Consider the following 23,635-nt stretch of genomic DNA (forward strand, 5'->3'; position numbering starts at 1 on the left):
GTACACTCGCCGATTTTTAATTATGAAATTTAATATTTAATGTAGTGGTTTGTAATAATTAAAGTATATACTATAAAGGAAATCACACGTAGTTACAAAGGGTAACACGCGAAACATGGAGGAAAAGTATGAGAGGAAAAGTTAAATGGTTTGATGCAAAAAAAGGTTATGGATTCATTTCTGGTGAAGATGGAAACGACGTATTCGTACATTTCACAGCATTAAGCATGGACGGATTTAAAACATTAGAAGAAGGTCAAGAAGTAGAATATGACATTCAAGAAAATAACAAAGGTTTACAAGCAGTTAATGTAACTACACTCTAATAAAACCAATCAAGCCCCGGAATGGGGCTTTTTATATTTTATTTTGTACTTTGACTACAAACTTAATTTTATATTTTTGTTGACTTTTATAAAAAAAAGGTATATAATTGATTTGTCCCGTAAAGGGAAGAATCACATCCGTAGTTGCAATGGGTAACACGGTAGAAACATGGAGGAGAAGTATGAGAGGAAAAGTAAAATGGTTTGACGCAAAAAAAGGTTATGGATTCATTTCTGGTGAAGATGGAAACGATGTATTCGTACATTTCACAGCAATTGCTATGGACGGATTCAAAACATTAGAAGAAGGTCAAGAAGTAGAATACGACATTCAAGAAAACGAAAAAGGCTTACAAGCTGTTAATGTAAGAGCTATCTAACAAAATAAACCAATAAGCCCCGTTAAGGGGCTTTTTTATTTCTCGATAACTTTTTCAACATATTTACTTGTAATAGCTTTTAATAAACAACCATAACTCATTCTAAATTTAATAGTATCTCCCAGCTTATATTCATATTCTGAGTCTGTTAAATCAACTATAGTGTGATCACTGCTTGAATGCAAAACTTCGATTTTTTCATCTATAGGTATTAATCCATCTGGTGAAATATCCTGCTCTCCAATAGCAAGAATAGCTTTTAGTCTTTTCCCTTTATCTTCAAAAACAGGTTTTCTTCCAAAAGCATCAAATCCTATTTCTCCAACAGGTACTGATGGTTTTTCTTTTAATTCTATAATTTGTGCTTCTAAAATAACAGTATCCTGTCTATTTCCAGGTACATTTCTGTTATTAGTTACATCAGTTCCACAAATAATAGACTCACCCAGCCTAAAATGATTTATCCCATCAGGTAAAATTCCATTTTCTATTAATGGTAAAGCAGCAGAATTACCACCAGAAATTATATCTAATTTTCTACTTAAAATTTCTTCAATTTCATTTTTTACTTCAAGAAGAATATTCATATTTTTTACACTTGGTAGAACGCCACCAAAACACCCGAGGTTAGTTCCGATACCTTTTAGACAAATATTATCATATTTTTGTACCTCAATAATTTCTTCAACAGCATTTTCATACCAAACTCCTTCTCTTAAATCACCAACATCAACCATATATATAATATTTTGAATTTTATTTTTTTCTTTAGCAATTTCATTTAACCATTCAACAGTTTTCAATTCTGAAACGAGGGTAATATCAACATGTTCAACCACCAATTCCAACTCTGACTTCATAGGTATTCTTAATAGCATAAACTCTGCGTCAATACCATTTTCTTTCATATAAATAATGTTTTGAATTCTGGAGTCACCTAATGAAGTAATTCCTGCATCCAACATAGCTTTTGCAACGTCTATATTTGCAGAAACAACTTTTGTAACTCCTGTAACCATAATTCCACGGTTATCACAAAGCTTTTTAATGTTTTTAGCATTATGTTTTATCCTTTCAGGATAAATATGAAGAACTGGATACACTAACTATTCCCCCTTTAAATCTTTAATATTATCACTATTAATTCCAAAACATTCCTTTTCAGCATTACCATATGGTTCAATATGAATAACGATATCTCTAATACTATTATTTTTTTCCTTGATTTTTTCTTCTAATTTTGCGGTAATATCATTTGCTTCTTTTACTGTCATATCTGGTGGAAGTTCAATATGCATATCCACAAAAATTTTATATCCAAATTTTCTGGCTCTAATTTTATGAGGATTTTTTACGCAATTACAGGATTTTGCCTCATTAATTACTATATTATATATTTCTTTTAATTCAGGTGAACTCTCCATAAATTCATTTGAAGATTCCATAAATTGCTCAAATCCTGTTTTTAAAATCATAAATGAAACCAATATGGCTATAATTGAATCTAACCACCATATTCCTGTAAAGTATAACACAAACATACCAATTAGAACAGATGATGAAGTTAAAATATCATTTCTCATATTTAGAGCATCAGCGATAATAGCATTACTATTTATCTTTTTGCCAATAGATAATCTATATTTATATAATAAAAATTTAGAAATAACGGAAATAGAGGCAATAGCAATTACATAAACAACATTATCAATAATTATATCTTTATTAATTAATCTTTTAATTGAGCTTATCAATACTTCAAATCCAGCATATATAATAATTAATGAAACAACCTTTGTAGCAATAGTTTCAGCTCTTTCATGACCATATGGATGTTCTACATCAGGTGGCTTATTAGAAATTTTACCTGCAATTAAAGTCATAAAAGAAGTAAGAATGTCAGTAGCAGTATCCAATCCATCAGCCAATATAGCCATACTGTTAGTAAAAAATCCTATTAAAATTTTAAATAAAGCAAGCAGAGTATTAACAATTATTGAAATTATAGATGATTTTGTAGAAAGTTTTTCTCTTTCAATATAATCCACACCGTCACCTCTTTGCATTTATTAATATATCTATTGACTTTTGTAATAAATCATCCTTAACACTCATTCCAAGATCAATATCTGGTTTATTTTCGCCATGAAAATCACTGCCGGCGGTAATAAAAAGTCCAGTTTCAATAGCTAAATTTTTGAACATTCTTATTTCTTCATTGGAATGTTTTGGATAATAAACCTCTATTCCCCATAATCCATATTTTTTTAATTCTAAAATAATATTTTTTAATTTATTATAAGACAGTTTTAAATATTTTGGATGAGCAATAACAGGAAACCCACCTGCATTTTTAATTAATTTTACAGCTTCTTTTGGTTCTATTTTTTCTTTTGGTATATGTGCGATCTTTCCATCGCCCAGATATTTATCAAAAGCTTCATCTCTATCTTTTACATATCCTTTCTTTAATAAGACTCTTGCAAAATGTGGTCTTCCAACAACATCACCATGAGCCTCATTTATAACTTCTTCTAATGTTATATCAAATCCTAAGCTATTTAGCCTTTCAACCATTAAATTATTTCTGTTTTTTCTAAAATCCTGGACTTTTTTTAAAGCGGTATTTAATTCCTGATTATCCAGAGCAATATTATATCCAAGCATATCAAACATATTTTTGAACTTACAACTAATTTCAAGACCTGTAATATAATTGACCTCATGTTTTTTTGCATAATAAAGTGCTTCTTTTTGAGCATCGATATTATCATGGTCAGTAATTGAATATAAAATTAAATTTTTTTCTTTTGCTTTTAATATTAAATCTTCTGGAGTATATGTTCCATCTGAAAAAGTAGAGTGTGAATGTAAATCAATCAGCATAATGTTCCTCCTAATCAAATAAATTAATGCGGGCATAAAGCCCGCATTATGCGAGAATATCTAACTTCTGACCCTGATACATTTCACCAACGATTCTCACAAGTTTTCTTGTTAGTCCGTCCTGTTTGTAAACAATGGCATTTAATAAGTTTTCGAAATCTTGAGACGTTTGCTGGGTGATTCTGGCAGCTTGAACATGAGCCTGTTTTGAAACCTGAGGTGTATATTGATATGACACTCCACTAACTGGACTAATCATGCTATCACCTTCTTTAAGCTTTGGTCCATTAAATATATCGACTCAAATCATCTTTTTCTTAATATTATTCTAAATCTTCCTTCATTCCTATAGTATTTAATATAATAGAATCTTTTTGTCGCCATTTATCCTTGACTTTTACATATAAATCCAGATAAATTTTATCATCCAGTAAAATCTCAAGATCCTTTCTGGCAAGCATACCGATTTTTTTAATCATTCTTCCTTTTTGACCTATTATAATTCCTTTTTGCGATTGTCTTTCAACATATATTTCTGCTCTTATATAGACTAAATCTTCTTTATCTTTTATTTCTTCAACAACAACCGCAGTAGAATGAGGAATTTCCTGAGAAGTCAAATGAAATATCTTTTCTCTTACTATTTCTGAAATCATAAAAGCCAGAGGTCTATCTGTAGTCATATCTTCTGGGTAATATTGAGGACCTTCTGGTAATACCTCTATTATTTTTTGTAGTAATTCTGTTAAATTATGTCCTGTTAATGCCGAAATTTCAAATTCAGCAACAATATTTGAATTTTCGTCTAAAACAGTTTTAATTCTATTTTTGGCTTCATTTATTTGTTCAGGAGTTGCAGCATCTATTTTATTGATAATCAATATAGCAGGTATTTTTGATTCCTTTATTATTCTGGCAATATTTAAATCTGATTCTCTTACCTTATCAATAGGATCAATTAAAAATAATATTAAATCCTGTCCTTTTAAAGCATTTACAGCTATTTTTACCATGTATTCTCCAAACTTATGTAAAGGTTTATGTATTCCCGGTGTATCTACAAGAACCACCTGAGCCTCAGGGGTAGTTAAAACACAATTAATTCTATTTCGTGTTGTTTGAGGTTTATCCGAAACGATAACCACTTTTTTTTTCATTAAAGCATTAATCAATGTAGACTTTCCAACATTTGGTTTACCTGCAACCGCTACAAAACCACTTTTCATTACATCAACTCCCTTAAACTTTCCATTATCATTGCAGTTGCTCTACAATCATCTTCATTATATTTAATAATCTTTTCTAAACTCTCTTTATGTCCTCTTAAATAATTTTTATATTCAATAAATATAGCATAACCGTTTAAATCAGTTCTCCATTTATATCCAAAAAATTTACTAATATCCTTTAAAGAATACGAAGTTACAGGTAAAGCAATATTTTTCTGAATTTTTTCATATAAATCATATGATCTATCTTCTATTTTATATAGATATTTGTATAAATGAGATATGTTTTTTGTAATCATTTGCAACCTTTTTATATCATATACATCATAGTGGACAATAGTTTCTTTTGTAGAATCAATAAATTTCAGGAACCTTTCAAGATTATCGTCGGTGTTTTCGACATTCAAATAAGGCTTATATTTGCCTTTTACTAAAATTCCATGAAGAAAGTCCAAATCTCTGTATGTTTCAACATCATATATAATATATTTTTTAGGAATATCAAATTTGTTTATTATTATTGGTTTATTTTCCAATAAGGATTTTAAATTATACAATGGTTTTCGAAATTGTGGAGGGACCTGTTCAATTTTATTTGATTCAACAACTTTTATAGGGTTGATATTTAAATCTTTTAAAAGATTCATATAACTCTTTGAAATTCCAGGAACAACAGATAAATCACCATTTTTAATCATTTCTTTATGACATTGAATCTTTATTTTACAAAATTTACAATGATTTCCTGGAGTTTTTTCTTTTGGTATCTTAAAGGATTCAACCTCTTTTTTAAATAAAGGAAGTTTTCTCATTATCCATCGTTCAGAAAAATAATGAACCTTATTCTCAAGGGTTATTTCAACTCCCCTAACCTCTTTACCCATATCTTTAAAGTATAAATATACAGAAATTATATGAAAAATATGGCTTAATTTTAATTTTCTCGATTCCCTTAAAATCTTTACTGATTTTCTTTTTGCGTCATAACTGTCATAACTTGCAACAATATCAACGCCTTTGTAATTAAATTCAATATATTTAGTTGGCCTTTTATAAATAGGAACAAAGTGCTGACACTTTTTTATATTTCGATAATTCAACAGATCCATTTTCATTTTTCCAGCTCCACTTCCATATCCACTTTTTTAAAAAACATATTACTCAATATTTTGTTGAAAATTAACTGTATAATTTTGTAATATCACCAAATTCAAGAAATAAATTAGCAATATTTTTCAAAAATCCCAGTCTGTTCATTCTTATACTTTCATCTTTATCCATAACAAACACATTGTCAAAATAATTATCAATACTCTCCTTCATTCTCAATAGCTCTGCAATAGCCTCATCATAATTTAAATAATCCAATTTTTCTTCCATTTTTCCTTTTACACATAAATATTTATCAAACAATTCTTTTTCTGCATCTTCCTTAAATAATCTTCCATCATATTTTAAAGAATCATGATTTTTTGAAATGTTTTGTACCCTCTGAAATGTTTTGATAAATGCTGTAAAATCTTCAGAACGAACTACCTTATTAAGAGCTTGGGCAGAAATTAAAGCTCTCAAAGGTTTATTCCAGTTAATAATAACAGTATTTATTACATCTGTTGAAATGTTTTTCTTTGAAAGATACGTTTCAAAACGTCCTTTAAAAAAGTCTGCAATTTCTGTTTCAAGATATTCAACATTTATAATGTTAGCAATATTCTTCATCAAATCATTTAAATCAAAATCCCAATTATTTTCTATAATTATTCTTAAAACACCATATGCTTTCCTTCTAAGAGCAAAAGGGTCCTTTGAACCAGTTGGTATTTTCTTTATACCAAAAAATCCAACAATATCAAATAATTTATCAGCTAAAGAAACAATTAAAGAATTTAATTCAGTTGGTAAACTATCTCCTTCTTCAACTGGTTTATAATGTTCTTCTGGAACCATATATATATCTTCTGGATAATTGCGATGTTTTAAATAAATTCTTCCCATTGTACCCTGCAACTCAGGGAATTCATATACAATATGCGTTGGTATATCTATTTTTGATAATTCGGTAGCTTTTAAAAGATTTTCATTTTTATAATTTAAAATCTCTGAAATTAATTTAGAAATTTCTTTCATTGAATTTACTTTATCAAGATATGTACCCAATCCAGCTTGATAAGTTATTTCATTTAATTTTGAAAGATAAGCTCCTTCTACTGTATTTAGATCCTCTTCGTAATAGAATTTTGCATCATCGAGTCTGGCATTGATTACCCTCGAATATCCATTAGTAACATTTTCTTCTTCACTTAAACCATCTTGAAAGGCTATATAATAATTGCTAATTTCACCATTCTTCTTTGCTACAAAACTTCTTTGATGATGTTTTACAGTAATTTTTATTACTTCTTCTGGTAAAGAAAGATATTCTTCATTAAATTTTCCAACAACGGCACTTGGATATTCTGTTAATTGAGTAATTTCATTTATTAAATCCTCATCTTTTTCAATTTCCAGTTCATTATTTGTTGCAACCATTTCCAGTTCTTTTATTATTCTCTCTCTTCGTTCATTATAGTCAGCAATAACAAAATTTTCTCTTAATTCAGAGAAATAATTATCTGGATGTGATATTGATATTTCACCTTTTCCAAGGAATCTATGACCATATGATTTTCTCGATGAGTTTATACCAAACAATTCAAAATCAATTATTTCATAATCGAGTAAAGACAATATCCAGTGAATAGGCCTTATAAATTCATAATCACCATTTCCCCATCTCATAGGCTTCTTAAATCTCAATTTTTTAATTATCAGAGGATATATTTCTGCAAGCGTTTCAGAAATCTTTTTTCCCTCTTTTTTTATTTTTGCAAACATATATACATTGCCTTTTATTTCTCTTTCCTCTATTTCATAATTTTCATTCTGTAATGATCTTAAAAATCCCTGATACGGTTTTGCTGGATTTCCTTCTTCATCAAAAGCAACCTTTTTGGCAGGTCCTTTTCTTTCAATTATTCTATCAGGTTCTTTTTCAGGTAATCCTTCTAATAATATTCCAAATCTTCTTGGTGCAATAAACACCTGCAGTTTAGAATAAGAGATATTTCTATTCTTTAGTTCTTCTTCTGCATATGTATATAATTGTTTAATTATATTATCGTATTCACTTGAAGGTAATTCTTCAACACCTATTTCAAGTAATGATTTAATCATTCTCTTCGCCCCCAATCGCATCCAGATATGTGCGGGCAGTCTTTCTTGCCATATCTCTTATTATCAAAATATACTTTTGTCTTTCATTTACACTGATAGCATTTCTTGCGTCTAATAAGTTAAATGAATGAGCAGCTTTTACAAGATAATCATATGCTGGTAAATATAATTTTTGTTCTATTAAAGCTTCAAATTCCTTTTTATAAGTTTCAAATAATCCATATAATGTTTCTACATTCGCCTTTTCAAAATTAAAAATTGAAAATTGCCTTTCATTTTCTTTAAACAATTTTCCATATGGAACGTATTTATTCCACATAGTTTCATATACATTATCTTTTCCCTGTAAATACATAGCCAGTCTTTCTATACCATAAGTAATTTCAAGAGAAATTGGCTTTAATGGAATACCACCCATTTGTTGAAAATATGTGAATTGAGTAATTTCCATACCATCAAGCCATACTTCCCAACCAATTCCCCATGCTCCTAATGTTGGTGATTCCCAGTTATCTTCTACAAATCTTATATCATGTTCAAGGGGATCTATACCTATTGCTTTTAATGATTCCAGATATAATTCCTGGGAGTCTTTTGGAGATGGTTTTAATATAACCTGATATTGATGAAATCTCTGCATTCTATTTGGGTTTTCACCATACCTACCATCTGTAGGTCTTCTACTTGGTTGAACAAATGCAACGTAAAAAGGGTCTTCTCCCAATGTTCTGAAAAAAGTAGAAGGGTGGTATGTTCCCGCACCCATTTCCATATCATATGGTTGATCAATAACACAACCACGCTCGGACCAGAAACTATCTAATTTTAATATTAAATCCTGTATATACAAGTCAATTCCTCCCTATTCCAATGAAATTAACAGTGGATAATGTGGTTGCCCACCATTATGGATCTCCACTTCAAGATCAGGAAATTCTTCCATTAACTCATTAGCTATTAATTCTGCAGTTTTTAATTCTATATCCTGACCATAGAAAATAGTCATTATTTCATATCCATCATTAATCTGATCTTTTAATACTTTTAATACAGCTTCATTTAAATCAAAACTATGAGCTTTTAATTCCTTTCCAACAAATACAAGATATTCATCTTTTTTAATTTTTTCTCCAGCAATTTCAGAATCTCTTATAGCATATGTAACCTGAATAGGAACAACACCAGATATTTCAGATTCTATTGATTCCTTTAATTCATCATAATCCATATTATCATCAAAGGCCAATAATGCAGCAACGCCTTCCTGAATATATTTTGTTTTTATTACCAGTATTTCCCTATCTTCAATCATATCAGCTACTTTTTCTGCAGTTAAAATAATATTTGGATTATTTGGTAAAATCAAAATTTTCTTTTGAGGTAATTTTTCTATAGCATCCATAAAATCCTTAACGCTTGGATTCATTGTCTGTCCGCCGAATATAACAGCATCCACACCAAGACTCTTGAATATTTTCGTTAATCCTTCTCCAGGAGAAACTGTAACAATTCCCCAATTTTCATTATTAGATTCAAATTCTACTTCTTCTTCATTATTTTTAGCAGAATTTTCAATTGTTGATTCAACTACATGTTCATGTTGAACCTTCATATTATCAACTTTAACCTTATATAATTCCCCATATTCAAGAAATTCTTCAAAAACCTTACCAGGTCTATTTGTATGAACATGTGTTTTTAAAAATTCACCCTGATGAACCAATACAATAGAATCACCAAGTTCTTCCAGAAATGCTCTAATTTTGTCTATATTTTCTTTAGATATTTCAGGGTCATGTAATTTTAATACACATTCTGTACAATATTGAAATTTTATTTCTTCATATGCAATCTCTTTTATTTCTTCAGCAGATGCTGATTCAATCTCTTTAAGATTAACCTCAGTATCACCTTTAATGGCATCTCTAAAACCTTTAACAATATAACTAACTCCTTTAGCACCAGCATCTACTACATTAGCATCTCTCAGCTTTTTTAAATATTTAGGTGTTTCTTCTACAATTTCTTCTGATATTTCATATAATTTATCCATAAACTCTTCAAAATCATCTATATTTGACAGTTCATTTTCGGCCCTCTCGGCTAATTTTCTTATCAATGTAAGCATTGTACCTTCAACAGGCTTTATAACAGCATGATAAGCTACTTCTTTTGCGTTTTTTAAAGCTTCGATAAAATCCTTTGTTGTTACTGATTCTTTATTTTCTAATACTTCAGTAAAACCTCTAAAAATCTGGGATAAAATAACACCAGAATTACCCCTTGCCCCCATTAATAAACCGTCGCGCATATTTTTCATGATATCTTTTATCTTATCTTTATTTTTAACCCTGTCAAGCCATTCACATGCTTCCAGCATTCCAGAAGTCATATTTGAACCGGTATCGCCATCAGGTACAGGGAAAACATTTAATGCATTTATCTCATCTTTATTTACCAATAATGTTTCAGCAGCCTTTTTGAATGCCACATAAAAGTCTCTTGCCTTTAATTCAGTCATTACAGTCACCTCTTTATGATTTTATTCCAACGACTTTTACATTTACAATTACGTCGACATCCCCCAAGGCCTCTTTTATCCTGTGATAGACATTTTCCTGAGCATTGGCAGCAACTCTTTTTAAAGGTAAACCGTATTCCATATAGATATATAGATTTATAGTTACTCTGTTATTTTCTTCAATTACTTCAACACCTTTTTCTTGTGGTTTTTGAAGCATAGAAGTTAATTTGTTTAAAAATCCACCTTTTCCGATATCCACAGTACCATATGATTCTAATGCCGCTCTATATACAATTTCATTAAAAACTTCAGGTTTTATAGTAACCGTTCCAAGTTCTGTTTCAACTATCATAATAACACCTCCAGAATTATTTTTCTAATATAGCTGATAAATATCCAACAGTTCTGTTATAATCGCCAAATGTTTCAGCGCTAGTCGTGTGATATAAAATTCTTACCTTATCAAACCCCATATATAATAACGTATTTATACACCCATATCCACATGCAGAAATACTATATTCTTTTATATCTTCATATAATAGTTCGGGATCTAATTTTTTCAGATCTTTTATAATAATTTTGCCTTTTTTTATCGTTAATTCATGACTTTCATAATGGTTTAAGTCACTCGAAGCAATTATTAATGTTCCATCATCTATAATTTCTTTTAAAACCTGAGCCAGCATTTTTGACGTTTTTAAACTCTGATCTCCCAGTATTATAGGAATTATCTTAAACGTATTTCCATATAAATATTGTAAAAATGGTAACTGAACTTCAATAGAATGTTCATAATGATGTGCGGAATAATCACCTTTTATCTGTAATTTAGATAATAATAATTTTGCCTTTTCATCTATTTCTATTTCTCCATAAGGAGTGAGCCATGATCCTTCTGGAAACACAGAAATATTTGGACCTATACCTGTATGATTAGGTCCAATAATTATAACAGATTTTATTTTACCTTTTTTGAAGATTTCATAATATCCATATGAAGCTGTTTTTCCAGAATATACAAAACCAGCATGTGGTGAAATTAATCCTGTAGGTTTTATATAATTTTTTGGAATATCCGGTAATTCTCCAAAAAACTCTTCCATTAAATCATTTAACTCACTTATTTTTTCAGGATAAAAAGTCCCTGCAACCACAGGGTATCTAATCATTTTAATCGCCCCCATAATTAACTAATTTGGGCCAGATAAATAAGTTCAAATCATATTCTCGATTTCTTTTTTCATTACTTTTAAATAGAAAACCAACAATAGGTAAATCCTTTAAAAATGGAACCCCAGAATTTAAATTTTCTTCCTTTATTATTTTTAATCCGCCTAAAATACTTACAAAATTATTTTTTAAAATCATTTTAGTATTTATTTCTCTCGAATTTTCTGCATTATAATTTGAAACAGTAGATTTCTCTGGTTCTCCAACCTTTAAATCTATATCCAGATCAATTAAGTCCATATTTTCTACATAATTTGCTTCTATCTCCAGTGTTAAACCACTTTCAATATATTTAATAGAATTTTCTTGAACAACAGGAACTCTATATACAGATTTAAATGTCGATTTAGTTCCTGATTTCAATATAATTCGTGGTTTTGATACCAGTTTTGCATTTGATCTTGAATTGATATCATTAACATTAAATGCAGTATCAAGTATTTCTTTATATAATTGCGGATTAATTATTCCCTGATTTATTGAATCTATAATGCTCTTTGAAGATATTTTCGCTTCTATTTTTTGTATAGTTTCTTCTAAAATAGAAGAATCCACTATAGCAATTTCTATAGATATTATCTTTGGAATTCTTTTCTTTACAATTATAACATTTTTTTCTTTCTCAAGATAATAATCGTTTTTTGTTAATAAAAGTTCGATATCATTAAAATCTTTCGGATTATATATAGTTATATTTTTAAGTTTTTCATCATTTATCAATGCATAATTATTATTTTTAGCATATTGTTCTACCAATGAATATAATGTCAAACTTTCAGTATTTTTATTTTTCTGAACGTTTTCTTTCAAATCGTTTTTAAGAGATAATAATTCTTTTAACTTCATATATTCACTTTCATAAACATGTATTTTCACTATTTTTCCAGAATCATTTTCATATATATTATCATAATCAATATTTAAATTTTTTAAAATAATAGAAAAATATGCATATTCTTCATTTTTGACAGTAAAATAATAATCTTTTTTAGGCAATATAATTGGAGTGGGTTCATTTGTTACCTTAACATCATATTTTTCGTTAAAATCTTTTATTGTATTTATAACATTTTCTGTACCTTTTATTATATAATTTTTATCTATCTTTTGGATTATAGAATCTTTAAAAATTTTATTAAATGGTAATAAATCAAGGTTAGAATGTATTATTTCGATTTTTTCTTCATTTTTTAAATTTTTGACGTTATAATTTTTATTAATTTTCATTTCTTTTATTTGATGTATTTTTGATATAAGATTACTTAACTCATTAACATTTTTTCCTTTAACAATATATATAGTGTCATATACCTTTTTAATCTTTAAATCAAAAGTATCGGCTAAATTTTCTAGTGGTATATCTGTGTTTATTACTGTAATTGTAGAATCATTTTCTATATCAATAGAAGTTGGTTCCTCTGTAGGGATTAAAAATTTATTCAACTGCTCATTTAATGATTTTAACTGGCTTATATTTTTCTTTAAACCACTTATAAAATATATATCCTTATCAACATTTAAAATATTGACATTAAAAAATCTATCCATATTTTTCAGCGAATATTTTGACGTTATTATAGTATATGTAGGTTCTTCTGTAATTATTGGTTTGCTTTTTTCTTCTATTGTTTTAATTGTTGATTTAGTGCTTTTTTCATTTGCTTTTAATTTCTGAAATGTCTCATATGCCTTATTATAAAATTCTTCGAAAAGTGTAATATCTTCCTCAAAACCAGTAAGTAATATTAAATTATTCGTAATTTCTGAATATTCAATATTAAACACATTTATAATATCTTTTTGCGGTAAATTATATTCAAAAATTTTATGTATCTTATTTTTAATAATTTTTTGAGAATCTTTAATGATATTTTTATCCTGTTTTTTGGGTTGCACAGGTATTGTATTAATAATTTTCTTTACAAGATCGATTTTATCCTCTGAACCCTTAATTACATATAAAGTGTCACTTATTTTTACATATTTCAAACCTATAAGACTAAGTAGATTATTAAAATTAGATATATTGGTTTGCAAAGAAATATAAATTTCATCATCATTGATATTTAAAGGTTTTTTTGAGCTTATTATAGGATAACTGGCATTATATAAAGGACTTTTAGAAATATAAATATCTTTAGTGCTGATATAATTATAATAAATACCTGTGGAATCAAGTATTATCCTGAATAAATCCTCAGGGTAAAAGTTCTTTAAATCTAATGAAATTGTTTTATCAGGAATATCTGTCAAATAATATTGATTAAATCCCAGTTCTTTTAACAAAAGATTGAGCAAATCCTTTATTTTTATATTTTTAAATTTAAATGTTTCATTGTTTAATGCTTTTTTCCCTTTTGCGGAAATAATAACTTTATTATTTTTATTTATTACAATATCTCCCGGGAAAATCATTATAATTTCTATGATATTATCATATAGATTTATTTTTTTAATAGGGCCGCGAGGCAAAATATAAGTTTTCTTTTCAAATTGAACATCATTGAATTTTATTTTATAATTTGTTTTTGTATTGTTTTTAAAAATAGTAATATCTGTGGCAACTCCTGTAATTTCAATAATATTGTTATTATTAAGATAATCGATTTTTATATCATAGGCAAAAAATAATGATGAAAGTAATATAAAAAATACAACAAACGATTTTTTCATCTAAGCACCTCAAATCTCTTTTCATATTCGTTATATAATAAAATACCATCATTAAAAATCTTTAAAACATTATAATCCCCTATTTTTTGACCTTCGCTAACTTCTTTCAACAACCCATTAAAATATATATAAGCTTTTTTTTGACTGTTTTTCATAATTACACCAGAAAATTCAAAAAATTCAGGATTATGCATATTTAACGTATTTTCCCACAATTTATTCATATCAATATTTAAAAAACCAAATATTTTATAATCATATTTTTTATAATTTTTACTTAATTTTGTATTTTCTGGAATCGCCCTTTTTATATATAAAGAATAGCTTTTATTTGAGAAAAAATCATAATTTGATTTTAATTTAAAATGTTCTATTAAAACCCCTTTTTCACTTTTTAATTTGGATAATATTTCATTTAATTCTTTAGCAGAAATTGCTGTATTAACATAATTATTATTAACATCAGAAATAGTATATTTTGGTATAATAATTTTGTTAGAATTATCTTCTGGAATTGAATTAATCAAAAAAATAGAAAAAATAATTGCCATAATTGAAATCAAAAATCTATATATCATTTTTTCAACTCCAGGATTTTATATTCTTCATACATTAAATCAAGTGTTCCATTTTCTTTTATTTGATATGGAGAAATGATTTTCATTCCGTCTATTACTTCTATTAAAATAGTAGCATCAAGGCTTTCTGGTGTATAATCAATATCCTGAACAATAACCTTTGTTTTTATCTGTTCCAAAAAATTAAGAAAATCATATAATTTGCTATTTGCTTTTTTTGTGCTGTTGATTTTTAAGTTATACTCACTCATAATATTTTCATTTCTTTTAATCTGCGCAATTTTACTCATATGTTTTTTGTTTTGAAAATTTATATATGAAAATAATAATACTGTTAGTGATATAGTCAAAAAAATCCATGAAAAAATATTAAGAAAAAATCGTATTCTTGATCTAAACATAAACAGCATTTAGAAAATCCCCTTTTATTTCATTTATAATATTTATTAATAATTTATTATCAAGCTGTATTTCTTCCCCCATTTTTTCATCTGAATATACACCATATAAATATTCATTATCTATTTTCTGATAAATTATGTTATAAGATTCACCGATAAAAGAAATATATTCGCTTTCATAATTGTTTTTTTCCAGAAAATACCACAGCATATAATTAAGAGGAATAGTATAATCAAAAAAAATAGAATTTCGGAACTTTTTGATATTACTGGTAATATACATATAATATGTATTGTCTTTCAAAACAATATATTTTATTTTCTGGGTAGAAATATTATAATTTTTAGAGTTTTTAATAATGAATTTATTCCTTTCTGTTTTATCAGAAAATTTTTTTATAATACCATAATAATCAACAATATTTATTTTTTTCGAATTAAACCCTTTTCTTTTAAATCTATATAAAAATCTATTATTAAAATAAAAATTTATTACCATTCTATACCACTCCATCTAAATGACGATGTAATAGGTAAAATAACAAGATTGGCATCGTCTATTCTTAAAGTATTGCCAGGGCTTTTTAAGATTAAATTATAAAAATTAAAAATTTTTGCATAATCAGAAGTTTTATATGGAATTTCCTTATATATAATTCCATCAAAATAGCTATGGGAAGAAATTACGATTTTTGTACTCTGATCATTAAAATCAATAGAATGATATTTTATCTGAAGAAAATAATTCATCATTTCAATAAAATCAATCCTCTTTTTTAAATCATCAAAAAAAGAGGTTTTTATAATAAAAGAAAAGCTTATAAAAAGAAGACTTTCAATAAGTAACATAATCATCAATTCATATAACACAAATCCATTTTTCTTTTTCATAGCCCCAGTGAATTTATAGTATTGAATATACCCCCATAAAAACCATAAGCAACCTCAAATATAATTATAGATATAATCATTATAAGTACGGGTTCCAGAAGTTTTTTAGTTTTCTGTATAATTTGATTTAATTCAAAATTCAACTGTGCTTCCAGTATATCCAACGGTTGTTTTAAACTACTCAAATCCTTTGATAATGAAATGCTAAAAACTAATTCATTTAAATCAGTTTTTTTCAAAACATCTATAATATTATTTCCTTCTTCGATAAGACTTAAAATATTGATAATTTCTTCCTTTAGTCTTTTTGAGGAAATAATCTCAGAACTTTTCTCAAATGCCTCATATGTAGTATCCCCACTTTCTATAAAAACAGATGTGGTTTCAACAAATTCTAATAAAGCATATTTTTTATAAATTTTATTGATAAACGGCAAATTATAAATAATATTATCAAATCGTTTTTTATTCTTGAAAAGAATAATAACTGTTGTGATAATAAAAAGTATAATTCCCACTAAAATCCATGAAATTATAAAATTGAAATTTGTATGAAAATTATCTCTGAATATTGGAACAATTATAAACTGTAAAAATAAAAGAAGTGATATTAGTGCAGAAAATAGTAAAATTGGATAAGCCATTATATTTTTAATATCCTGAGCATTCTTTAATCTATTTTCATAAATATTTTCCAAACGATAAATGATTTTTAGCAGTTCATTATTATCAGAAACTCTCGATAGAGATTTTCTAAATTCATAATCAAAAAAAGTGTTCATATCCATAGCCTTTTTATATGGTATTCCAATTTTTATATTATTAATCAATAGATCAAGAGCAATTTTTATTCTTTCTGAAATCTCCTGGTTTTCCCTGATATATAAAATGGCTTCGTAAAAATTTAATCCAGAAGATATAAATGCCTTTAGCATTCTTATAAATTTCACATGTTCCTTTATATTTAATTTTTTAAATCTAATTTTTTTAACATATTTAAAATTTTCTATTTCTATATTATCATCAATATTTTTTAATGCATCTATATCATTTCTTCCAAGAACATAACCTTTTATTTTTAAATTAAAATCTTTACCTTCAAAATAAAAAAGTTTCATAATATCACCTATTTAAAACAATTTATATATATTTTACCATAATAATTTTATTTTTTAAAATGGAGATAAGAAAATTCTAAAAATAGGCTATTCAAAAAGTTAAAATTACTCAGACAGCTCGATTGCATATCTTTAAGTCTTCGTTTCTTTTATACTTTTTGATAGCCAATCAAAAATATAATGATGATATTGTTGCTATAATAGTTCTATAATAGAACGATTTTAATGAAAAATAGTATCATTATAGAACGATTTTTTCTATATCACATAAAATTCGTTTTAATTTAGAACGAATTATTGTATAATTAGTATTGATATAGAACGGAGGTGAAAAAATGGATTTAAATGAAATTATTGAAAGAATGGAGTTAAAAAAAGCACGATTGCTAAACGCATTACCTGCAAAAAAGAGGTTGTATTTTAAAAATATTGATAAATATGATAATAGAGGAATATTGTTATATGGACCTCGAGGAGTAGGTAAAACAACATATTTATTGATGAAAGCAAAAGAAAATAATTATTTTTATATCTCTGGAGACGATCCATTAATTTCAACATTTCCATTATATGAAATTGGTGAAAAAGTTTTTTTAGAAGGATATGATGGAATAATAATAGATGAAGTGCATTACTTGAATAAATGGAGCATACATATTAAGGCGTTATATGATTCATATCCAGATAAAAAGATATGGATAAGTGATAGTAGCAGTATAATATTAAGAACAGGAATATCGGATCTTTCAAGAAGGTTTATAAAAATTAGAATGCCTTTATTATCTTTTAGAGAATATATATATTTGTCAAAAAATATAGAAGTTCAAACCATAAATTCTCCTTTCAATTTTGATAAGGAGAAATTTATGTCACAAATAAAAAATATTGATATTTTAAAGTTATTTAAAGAATATGCATCAGCAGGAACAAGACCATTCTTCCTTGAAGGAAATTTTTCTGAAAAAATGGAAAATATTCTTGAAAAAACATTATATAGCGATATACCATTTTTTTTGAACAGCATAAAAGAAAATCATCTAAAATTAATGAAAGCTGTAATAGGTTATTTGATATATTCAAGAATTCCAACGATTAACGTTGAACGAATGTGTAAAGAGTGGGGGTTGAGCAAAAATAAATTATATGAATTATTAAAAGTGATGGAAGAAGCAGAATTAATAAATATAATATTAAAAGAAAAAGATTTTAGCATAAATTCAAAAGGTGAGAAAATATTTCTTGCTGATCCCGCATATTACTATATATATAATGGAGAAATTGAGAATTTTAGAGAGGCATTTACAGTATTTACGTTAAAAGAAAAAGGAAAGATATTCGCATCAAAAAATGAAAAAGAAGGAGATTTTATTTGGAATGATATAAAAATCGAAGTAGGTGGGAAAAATAAAAAAATTAAAAAATCAGATTTTGTTATTCGTGATGATATTGATATGCCTTTAAAAAATAAGGTACCATTATGGTTATTGGGATTTTTATGGTAAAAATGCTATAATCTTAACGGAGGAGGGGAAATAAAATGGAATTAAAATGGGAAGATTTCAAAGTGAAAATTCCAGAGTTGGATTTTGAAAACACAGAAAATATCGATGCGATGACAGAATATTTTGGACAAAAACGTGCATATGAATCAATATTAATGGGTTTAGAAATAGAACAAAAAACACACAATATTTTTATTGCGGGCCCTGTGAATACAGGAAGAAGAACCTTTGCAAAAAACATATTATCCAGATATTCTACGAATAAAAAAACACCAAATGATTACATATATGTATATAACTTCAAAGACTCAATGAAACCAAAAGCAATATCATTAAAACCTGGAACAGCAATAAAATTCAAAAAAGAACTGGAAGAAACAGTAGAAATGGCATTTAATGCTATAAAAAAGGGTATTGAAAGTGAGGATTTCTCACAAAAAAGAACAAAACTTGAACAGGAATATTTAAGTGAAAGAAAAAAAATATGGGAAGAATTGAAAAAACAGGTAGAAAAATTAAATTTTAAATTGCAATTTACATCAGATGGAGCAGTAACAATCCCTGTGTACGAAGGAAAAGAATTAACAGACGAAGAATATGACCAATTGCCAGAAGATGTGAGAAATAAATACGAAGAAAAAACACCTCAAATCAGGCAATTAATGGAAAAAACAATGGTAAAAATCACAGAAATAGACAAAAACTACAGAGAGCAATTAAGAAATTTAGAAAAATATTGGGCGTTATTTACTATTTCCAGCATATTTGAAAATCTCATAAAAGAATATAACGACAATTCAGATGTTGTTGAATATCTCAATGAAATAAAAAATGATATTTCAGAAAAATTTCCTGAAATACTCTCAGATGAAAACTTAATAAAATACTATAAGAAAAAATATTCCATAAATATTATCGTGGATAATTCTTCTATTAGTGGAGCACCTGTTATAGAAGCTACAGATCCCACATATTCAAACCTCATTGGAAAAATAGAATATATATCACAAATGGGTATATTAAAAACCGATTTTACAATGATAAAACCAGGGTTATTGCATAAAGCAAATGGTGGATATTTAATACTTGATGCAGAAAAAGTAATGAAAAATCCATATGTTTGGGAAGCATTAAAAAATGCACTAATGAATAAAGAAATAAAAATAGAAAACCTCGAAGGAAAAATGGGATTAAGCGTGGTTCACACATTAGAACCAGATCCAATCCCCTTAAATGTAAAAGTAATAATGATTGGTGAAGAATGGATGTATGAAATATTATATGCATATGATCCAGATTTCAAAAAACTATTCAACATAAAAGTTCCGTTTGATACAGAAATAGAATTAAGCAAAAAAAATGCGGAATACTTTTCAATGTTTGTAAAAAATATAATAAAAGAAAATGATCTGAAAGATTTTACAAAAAAAGCGGTAGAAGAATTAATAAAATATTCCTGCAGGTTAAACGGAAAAAATGATAAATTATCAGCAAGATTTGGTATATTAAAAAATATAATTTTAGAAGCTAATTATATTTCAGATAGATATAGCGATACAATTCCTTATGTAGATGGCAATGCTGTAAAAGAAGCAATTCAAAAACATGAAAATATGTTCTCATTATATAGGGATAAAATAATGGAATCAATAAAAGATGGTCAATTGATATTAGAAACAAAAGGAGAAAAAATAGGACAAATTAATGGATTAACAGTTATGGAAATAGACTCATATTCCTTTGGAGTTCCTGTAAAAATTACAGCAAAAGTATTCTCTGCAAAACAGGCGGGGTTGCTTGATATTCAAAGAGATGCAGACTTAAGCGGTAAAATACATAGAAAATCCACATATATTATAGAAAATTATTTCTATTCCAAATATCATCTTGATGAACATATGGTATTCTCGGCTTCAATAAGTTTCGAACAGGTGTATTCTATGCTTGAAGGAGATAGTGCATCATTAGCAGAAGTATTGGCTTTAATATCAGCGATATCAAATATTCCAATAAAGCAAAATATAGCAGTAACAGGTTCCATCGATCAGCATGGGAATATACAACCAGTAGGTGGAATAATAGAAAAGGTAGAAGGTTTCTATAATGTATGTAAATTACAAGGATTAACAGGAGAGCAAGGAGTAATAATTCCCTATCAAAATATAAAAAATCTAGTATTAAACCATGAAATAGAAAATGCAATAAAAGACGGAAAATTTCATATATATACAGTAAAAAATGTAGATGAAGCAATAGAAATAACTATGAATAAAAAAGCAGGAAAAATGGATGAACATGGCAATTTTGAAAAAGATACGGTAAATTGCATGGTATTAGAAGGAATAAAAAATCTAAAAAAATTGCATCCCACTAAAAAGAGGTTTTGGCCGTGGAAATAGAAAGGAAAGAAATAAACAAATTCGATGAAATATTAATAGAATTTCTCGAAGAGCTGGATGATGTAACTTCAGCGACTAAAAAGCAATATACAAAATCCATAAAATACTTTCTCAATTATTTGAGAAAGCACAACATATCAAAACCCACACCCAAAACAGTAAAAATGTGGAAAACATATCTATTAAAAGACAAAAGTCCATATACAGTAAATCTGTATCTTTCTGGTATAAGGCGTTTTTTTGCTTTCCTGGAAGATAAAGGATTATATAAAAATATAGCTAAAAATGTAAAAGGCGCAAAAAGACCATTTGGCCATAGAAAAGATATATTAACTGACGAAGAAATAAGAGAGATATTTAAAATAATAGACACATCAACATTAGCAGGAAAAAGAGATATGGCAATGATAAAAACATTGGCATATACAGGAATAAGAATATATTCTCTTATAAACATAAAAATAAAAGACATAATGAAAAGAAATAATAAAATATTACTTCATTACAAATCAAAAGGACATGTTGGTAAAGACTCGGTAATAGCTTTACATAAAGAAGTGTATGAATCTATAAATGAATTTTTAAAAGAAAGAAGAAAAATTCAAAAATACAAATCAAATGATCCGCTGTTTATTTCACTATCACCAAATTCATATGGCAAAGCATTAACAGAAAGAGCAGTTCAGATGATAATAGATAAATATTTCAATGAATTGGGGTTAAAAGAATTTAGAGGCGATAAAAAACTTTCAGCACATTCATTCAGGCATACTGTGATTACAAAAATAGCATTAAATCATGGAATAGAAGCAGCAAAACAAATAGCAGGTCATAAAAACATATCAACCACACAAATATACTATCACGAAGCAACCTCAGTAGCATTAGAAGCCGATGAGCTAATAGATTTTAGCGAGTAAACTTAACAAAATATTAACCAGTATTTAAACGGAAAAGATTATAATAAATGTGTATATACACATGAGGTGTAAAGGTGGTGGAAAAATGTCTAAATTGGAAAGACATAATATAATGATCGATCCAGAAACATGGAAAATCTTAAAAGAGTTAAAAAGAATACAGAATAAAAGCATTAGCGAAATATTAAGAGAAGCAATAAACCAACTTTTAAATTCAAAAAAATATAATAAAACATATTTTAAAATAATGACTAATGCATCGTATTGTGATGATAAAGAAAATGAGGAATTAACCAGAATTCTTGATAGTTTAACAGAAAAAGATTTAGAGGTTGTAGATGAATATGAGTTACATCGTTAAATTAACTAAAAAAGCAAAGAAATCGATGAACAAACTTGATAAAGCAACAAAAGATAGAATAAATAAAGCACTAATTAATCTTATAGATTATTATGATGGGAAAAACGTTTCAGAACCTGATGTTAAAATATTAAAAGGAAAATATTTTGGATTATTAAGGTTAAGAGTTGGTAATTATAGAATTATTTTTAAACTAGAAGAAAATGAGTTGATAATATTAATATTGGAAATAGTAGCTCGTGGTAGTGCTTATAAAAAATAAATTGTCCGGTTAAGCCGGACAATTTTAGATTATAAACAAAATAAAATATGAAAAAATAATATGAGAGAATCCTTGAAAATTCCCGAGAAAATTCAAATGGAGCAGGTCAATTTTGCACGGATGCAAAATTGAGTGAAGCCGAACACGGATGTGAGTCTGATACGACCTGCGAGAATGAGAATTCTCGAGGATTCAGAATTTTCACCGGATGAACGAATATTATTTTGAATATTTTATTTTTTACGTAATAATTATAACTACTATTAAAATATAACTTTTAAAACCGGATATTTTTCTGTATCAGATGGTACATCAGCAAGTGTAGAAAAATCTGTATTAGAAGAACTCCATTTTAATGTAGTGTCTAAATTTTCTAAATCATCAGCCTTTTCAACTTCGCTATTATAATAAACATAAACAACATTAGAATTTGTACTAAAATTTATATTATCAACAGCATTTTCTAAATAATTATTAGCAATTAAAGCACTAATATCCGCAGGAATAGTATCTTCATCATAATAGTACTGAATAATAGAATTTTCCAAAACCTTCATATCGTTTATAATCTTCGTCATCTTCGCCTTTAAAATAACATTATTCACCATTGGCACAGCAAAAGTCCCCAAAATAGCAATAACTGCCAGAACAATCAACACCTCATACAAAGAAAAACCAGCTTTATTCTTCAAAGCCATCCCCATACCCCCTTTTGTTAAATTTTAGATAAAACAATAAT

Annotated in this window: 25 protein-coding genes; 7 read left to right on the forward strand and 18 right to left on the reverse strand. The window is 27.2% G+C overall.

What is annotated here, in order from left to right:
* The first annotated feature begins 128 nt into the window (after positions 1-128).
* Together JRV97_RS05490 and JRV97_RS05495 are read left to right on the forward strand one after the other, a co-directional pair.
* Positions 129-326: a cold shock domain-containing protein gene (locus JRV97_RS05490; protein WP_129408488.1), complete on the forward strand. Its 198-nt coding sequence runs from the start codon at positions 129-131 to the stop codon at positions 324-326.
* Positions 327-508: 182 nt separating this feature from the next.
* Positions 509-706: a cold-shock protein gene (locus tag JRV97_RS05495; protein ID WP_129408614.1), complete on the forward strand. Its 198-nt coding sequence runs from the start codon at positions 509-511 to the stop codon at positions 704-706.
* Between the two features lie 35 nt (positions 707-741).
* Here the strand turns inward: JRV97_RS05495 and JRV97_RS05500 are convergent, their stop codons facing one another.
* From JRV97_RS05500 to JRV97_RS05580, 17 genes are all read right to left on the reverse strand, one after another.
* Positions 742-1,809, reverse strand: a complete 1,068-nt coding sequence (locus JRV97_RS05500; protein WP_281000939.1) for an alanine/ornithine racemase family PLP-dependent enzyme — start codon at positions 1,807-1,809, stop codon at positions 742-744.
* Between the two features lie 3 nt (positions 1,810-1,812).
* Positions 1,813-2,754 carry a cation diffusion facilitator family transporter gene (locus JRV97_RS05505; RefSeq protein ID WP_281000940.1) on the reverse strand — a complete coding sequence of 314 codons (942 nt, stop codon included), beginning with the start codon at positions 2,752-2,754 and terminating at the stop codon, positions 1,813-1,815.
* A gap of 4 nt (positions 2,755-2,758) precedes the next feature.
* Positions 2,759-3,592 (reverse strand): PHP domain-containing protein, encoded by an 834-nt coding sequence (locus JRV97_RS05510; protein WP_281000941.1) that lies wholly within the window; start codon positions 3,590-3,592, stop codon positions 2,759-2,761.
* A 46-nt stretch (positions 3,593-3,638) separates the two neighbouring features.
* Positions 3,639-3,851, reverse strand: coding sequence for a hypothetical protein (locus JRV97_RS05515; protein ID WP_281000942.1), 213 nt, complete (start codon positions 3,849-3,851; stop codon positions 3,639-3,641).
* Positions 3,852-3,915: 64 nt separating this feature from the next.
* Positions 3,916-4,818: a GTPase Era gene (gene era / locus JRV97_RS05520; RefSeq protein WP_281000943.1), complete on the reverse strand. Its 903-nt coding sequence runs from the start codon at positions 4,816-4,818 to the stop codon at positions 3,916-3,918.
* The gene (locus JRV97_RS05525) at positions 4,818-5,936 is read right to left on the reverse strand and encodes a TM0106 family RecB-like putative nuclease (protein WP_281000944.1); all 1,119 of its coding nucleotides are present in this window, start codon (positions 5,934-5,936) and stop codon (positions 4,818-4,820) included. Before JRV97_RS05525 ends, era begins: the two co-directional genes overlap by 1 nt.
* A 64-nt stretch (positions 5,937-6,000) precedes the next feature.
* Positions 6,001-8,034: a glycine--tRNA ligase subunit beta gene (gene glyS, locus JRV97_RS05530; RefSeq protein WP_281000945.1), complete on the reverse strand. Its 2,034-nt coding sequence runs from the start codon at positions 8,032-8,034 to the stop codon at positions 6,001-6,003.
* Positions 8,027-8,884 (reverse strand): glycine--tRNA ligase subunit alpha, encoded by an 858-nt coding sequence (locus JRV97_RS05535; RefSeq protein WP_281000946.1) that lies wholly within the window; start codon positions 8,882-8,884, stop codon positions 8,027-8,029. Before JRV97_RS05535 ends, glyS begins: the two co-directional genes overlap by 8 nt.
* A gap of 12 nt (positions 8,885-8,896) precedes the next feature.
* Entirely contained in the window at positions 8,897-10,555 is a 1,659-nt protein-coding gene (locus JRV97_RS05540; protein ID WP_281000947.1) for a DAK2 domain-containing protein, read from the reverse strand.
* Between the two features lie 13 nt (positions 10,556-10,568).
* Positions 10,569-10,910 (reverse strand): Asp23/Gls24 family envelope stress response protein, encoded by a 342-nt coding sequence (locus JRV97_RS05545; protein WP_281000948.1) that lies wholly within the window; start codon positions 10,908-10,910, stop codon positions 10,569-10,571.
* Between the two features lie 16 nt (positions 10,911-10,926).
* Complete coding sequence (gene amrB / locus JRV97_RS05550) at positions 10,927-11,730, reverse strand: AmmeMemoRadiSam system protein B (protein ID WP_281000949.1); 804 nt, start codon at positions 11,728-11,730, stop codon at positions 10,927-10,929.
* Position 11,731: 1 nt separating this feature from the next.
* Positions 11,732-14,464, reverse strand: coding sequence for a hypothetical protein (locus JRV97_RS05555; protein ID WP_281000950.1), 2,733 nt, complete (start codon positions 14,462-14,464; stop codon positions 11,732-11,734).
* Positions 14,461-15,042 (reverse strand): hypothetical protein, encoded by a 582-nt coding sequence (locus tag JRV97_RS05560; RefSeq protein WP_281000951.1) that lies wholly within the window; start codon positions 15,040-15,042, stop codon positions 14,461-14,463. The genes JRV97_RS05555 and JRV97_RS05560 overlap by 4 nt, the downstream gene beginning before the upstream one ends.
* Positions 15,039-15,452: a hypothetical protein gene (locus tag JRV97_RS05565; protein ID WP_281000952.1), complete on the reverse strand. Its 414-nt coding sequence runs from the start codon at positions 15,450-15,452 to the stop codon at positions 15,039-15,041. The genes JRV97_RS05560 and JRV97_RS05565 overlap by 4 nt, the downstream gene beginning before the upstream one ends.
* Positions 15,436-15,942: a hypothetical protein gene (locus JRV97_RS05570; RefSeq protein ID WP_281000953.1), complete on the reverse strand. Its 507-nt coding sequence runs from the start codon at positions 15,940-15,942 to the stop codon at positions 15,436-15,438. Before JRV97_RS05570 ends, JRV97_RS05565 begins: the two co-directional genes overlap by 17 nt.
* A complete protein-coding gene (locus tag JRV97_RS05575) occupies positions 15,936-16,334 on the reverse strand; it encodes a hypothetical protein (RefSeq protein WP_281000954.1) in 399 nt (132 codons plus the stop codon). The genes JRV97_RS05570 and JRV97_RS05575 overlap by 7 nt, the downstream gene beginning before the upstream one ends.
* Positions 16,331-17,452: a type II secretion system F family protein gene (locus JRV97_RS05580; RefSeq protein WP_281000955.1), complete on the reverse strand. Its 1,122-nt coding sequence runs from the start codon at positions 17,450-17,452 to the stop codon at positions 16,331-16,333. Before JRV97_RS05580 ends, JRV97_RS05575 begins: the two co-directional genes overlap by 4 nt.
* 335 nt (positions 17,453-17,787) lie before the next feature.
* Here JRV97_RS05580 and JRV97_RS05585 point away from each other — a divergent pair, with 335 nt between their 5' ends.
* From JRV97_RS05585 to JRV97_RS05605, 5 genes are all read left to right on the forward strand, one after another.
* Positions 17,788-18,954 (forward strand): ATP-binding protein, encoded by a 1,167-nt coding sequence (locus JRV97_RS05585; RefSeq protein WP_281000956.1) that lies wholly within the window; start codon positions 17,788-17,790, stop codon positions 18,952-18,954.
* 35 nt (positions 18,955-18,989) lie between these two features.
* Positions 18,990-21,353 (forward strand): Lon protease family protein, encoded by a 2,364-nt coding sequence (locus JRV97_RS05590; protein WP_281000957.1) that lies wholly within the window; start codon positions 18,990-18,992, stop codon positions 21,351-21,353.
* Positions 21,344-22,273, forward strand: coding sequence for a tyrosine-type recombinase/integrase (locus JRV97_RS05595; RefSeq protein WP_281000958.1), 930 nt, complete (start codon positions 21,344-21,346; stop codon positions 22,271-22,273). Before JRV97_RS05590 ends, JRV97_RS05595 begins: the two co-directional genes overlap by 10 nt.
* A gap of 85 nt (positions 22,274-22,358) precedes the next feature.
* A complete protein-coding gene (locus JRV97_RS05600) occupies positions 22,359-22,634 on the forward strand; it encodes a ribbon-helix-helix protein, CopG family (protein WP_281000959.1) in 276 nt (91 codons plus the stop codon).
* Positions 22,612-22,896 (forward strand): type II toxin-antitoxin system RelE family toxin, encoded by a 285-nt coding sequence (locus tag JRV97_RS05605; protein ID WP_281000961.1) that lies wholly within the window; start codon positions 22,612-22,614, stop codon positions 22,894-22,896. Before JRV97_RS05600 ends, JRV97_RS05605 begins: the two co-directional genes overlap by 23 nt.
* A gap of 263 nt (positions 22,897-23,159) precedes the next feature.
* On the opposite strand, the gene JRV97_RS05610 is transcribed toward JRV97_RS05605, so the two are convergent.
* On the reverse strand, positions 23,160-23,594 hold the full coding sequence (locus JRV97_RS05610; RefSeq protein ID WP_281000963.1) for a type II secretion system protein: 435 nt from the start codon (positions 23,592-23,594) through the stop codon (positions 23,160-23,162).
* Between the last annotated feature and the right edge of the window lie 41 nt (positions 23,595-23,635).

Source organism: Marinitoga aeolica, assembly GCF_029910535.1.
GTDB lineage: Bacteria > Thermotogota > Thermotogae > Petrotogales > Petrotogaceae > Marinitoga > Marinitoga aeolica.

What these genes read in the sequence shown, in the direction of transcription:
- JRV97_RS05545 (WP_281000948.1), bottom strand. Translation starts at nt 10,910, where the DNA reads ATGATAGTTGAAACAGAACTTGGAACGGTTACTATAAAACCTGAAGTT.
- JRV97_RS05575 (WP_281000954.1), bottom strand. Translation starts at nt 16,334, where the DNA reads ATGAAAAAGAAAAATGGATTTGTGTTATATGAATTGATGATTATGTTA.
- amrB (WP_281000949.1), bottom strand. Translation starts at nt 11,730, where the DNA reads ATGATTAGATACCCTGTGGTTGCAGGGACTTTTTATCCTGAAAAAATA.
- JRV97_RS05495 (WP_129408614.1), top strand. Translation starts at nt 509, where the DNA reads ATGAGAGGAAAAGTAAAATGGTTTGACGCAAAAAAAGGTTATGGATTC.
- JRV97_RS05510 (WP_281000941.1), bottom strand. Translation starts at nt 3,592, where the DNA reads ATGCTGATTGATTTACATTCACACTCTACTTTTTCAGATGGAACATAT.
- JRV97_RS05590 (WP_281000957.1), top strand. Translation starts at nt 18,990, where the DNA reads ATGGAATTAAAATGGGAAGATTTCAAAGTGAAAATTCCAGAGTTGGAT.
- JRV97_RS05580 (WP_281000955.1), bottom strand. Translation starts at nt 17,452, where the DNA reads ATGAAACTTTTTTATTTTGAAGGTAAAGATTTTAATTTAAAAATAAAA.
- JRV97_RS05610 (WP_281000963.1), bottom strand. Translation starts at nt 23,594, where the DNA reads ATGGCTTTGAAGAATAAAGCTGGTTTTTCTTTGTATGAGGTGTTGATT.
- glyS (WP_281000945.1), bottom strand. Translation starts at nt 8,034, where the DNA reads ATGATTAAATCATTACTTGAAATAGGTGTTGAAGAATTACCTTCAAGT.
- JRV97_RS05565 (WP_281000952.1), bottom strand. Translation starts at nt 15,452, where the DNA reads ATGCTGTTTATGTTTAGATCAAGAATACGATTTTTTCTTAATATTTTT.
- JRV97_RS05585 (WP_281000956.1), top strand. Translation starts at nt 17,788, where the DNA reads ATGGATTTAAATGAAATTATTGAAAGAATGGAGTTAAAAAAAGCACGA.
- JRV97_RS05555 (WP_281000950.1), bottom strand. Translation starts at nt 14,464, where the DNA reads ATGAAAAAATCGTTTGTTGTATTTTTTATATTACTTTCATCATTATTT.
- JRV97_RS05540 (WP_281000947.1), bottom strand. Translation starts at nt 10,555, where the DNA reads ATGACTGAATTAAAGGCAAGAGACTTTTATGTGGCATTCAAAAAGGCT.
- JRV97_RS05515 (WP_281000942.1), bottom strand. Translation starts at nt 3,851, where the DNA reads ATGATTAGTCCAGTTAGTGGAGTGTCATATCAATATACACCTCAGGTT.
- JRV97_RS05525 (WP_281000944.1), bottom strand. Translation starts at nt 5,936, where the DNA reads ATGAAAATGGATCTGTTGAATTATCGAAATATAAAAAAGTGTCAGCAC.
- JRV97_RS05560 (WP_281000951.1), bottom strand. Translation starts at nt 15,042, where the DNA reads ATGATATATAGATTTTTGATTTCAATTATGGCAATTATTTTTTCTATT.
- JRV97_RS05600 (WP_281000959.1), top strand. Translation starts at nt 22,359, where the DNA reads ATGTCTAAATTGGAAAGACATAATATAATGATCGATCCAGAAACATGG.
- JRV97_RS05605 (WP_281000961.1), top strand. Translation starts at nt 22,612, where the DNA reads ATGAATATGAGTTACATCGTTAAATTAACTAAAAAAGCAAAGAAATCG.
- JRV97_RS05490 (WP_129408488.1), top strand. Translation starts at nt 129, where the DNA reads ATGAGAGGAAAAGTTAAATGGTTTGATGCAAAAAAAGGTTATGGATTC.
- JRV97_RS05570 (WP_281000953.1), bottom strand. Translation starts at nt 15,942, where the DNA reads ATGGTAATAAATTTTTATTTTAATAATAGATTTTTATATAGATTTAAA.
- era (WP_281000943.1), bottom strand. Translation starts at nt 4,818, where the DNA reads ATGAAAAGTGGTTTTGTAGCGGTTGCAGGTAAACCAAATGTTGGAAAG.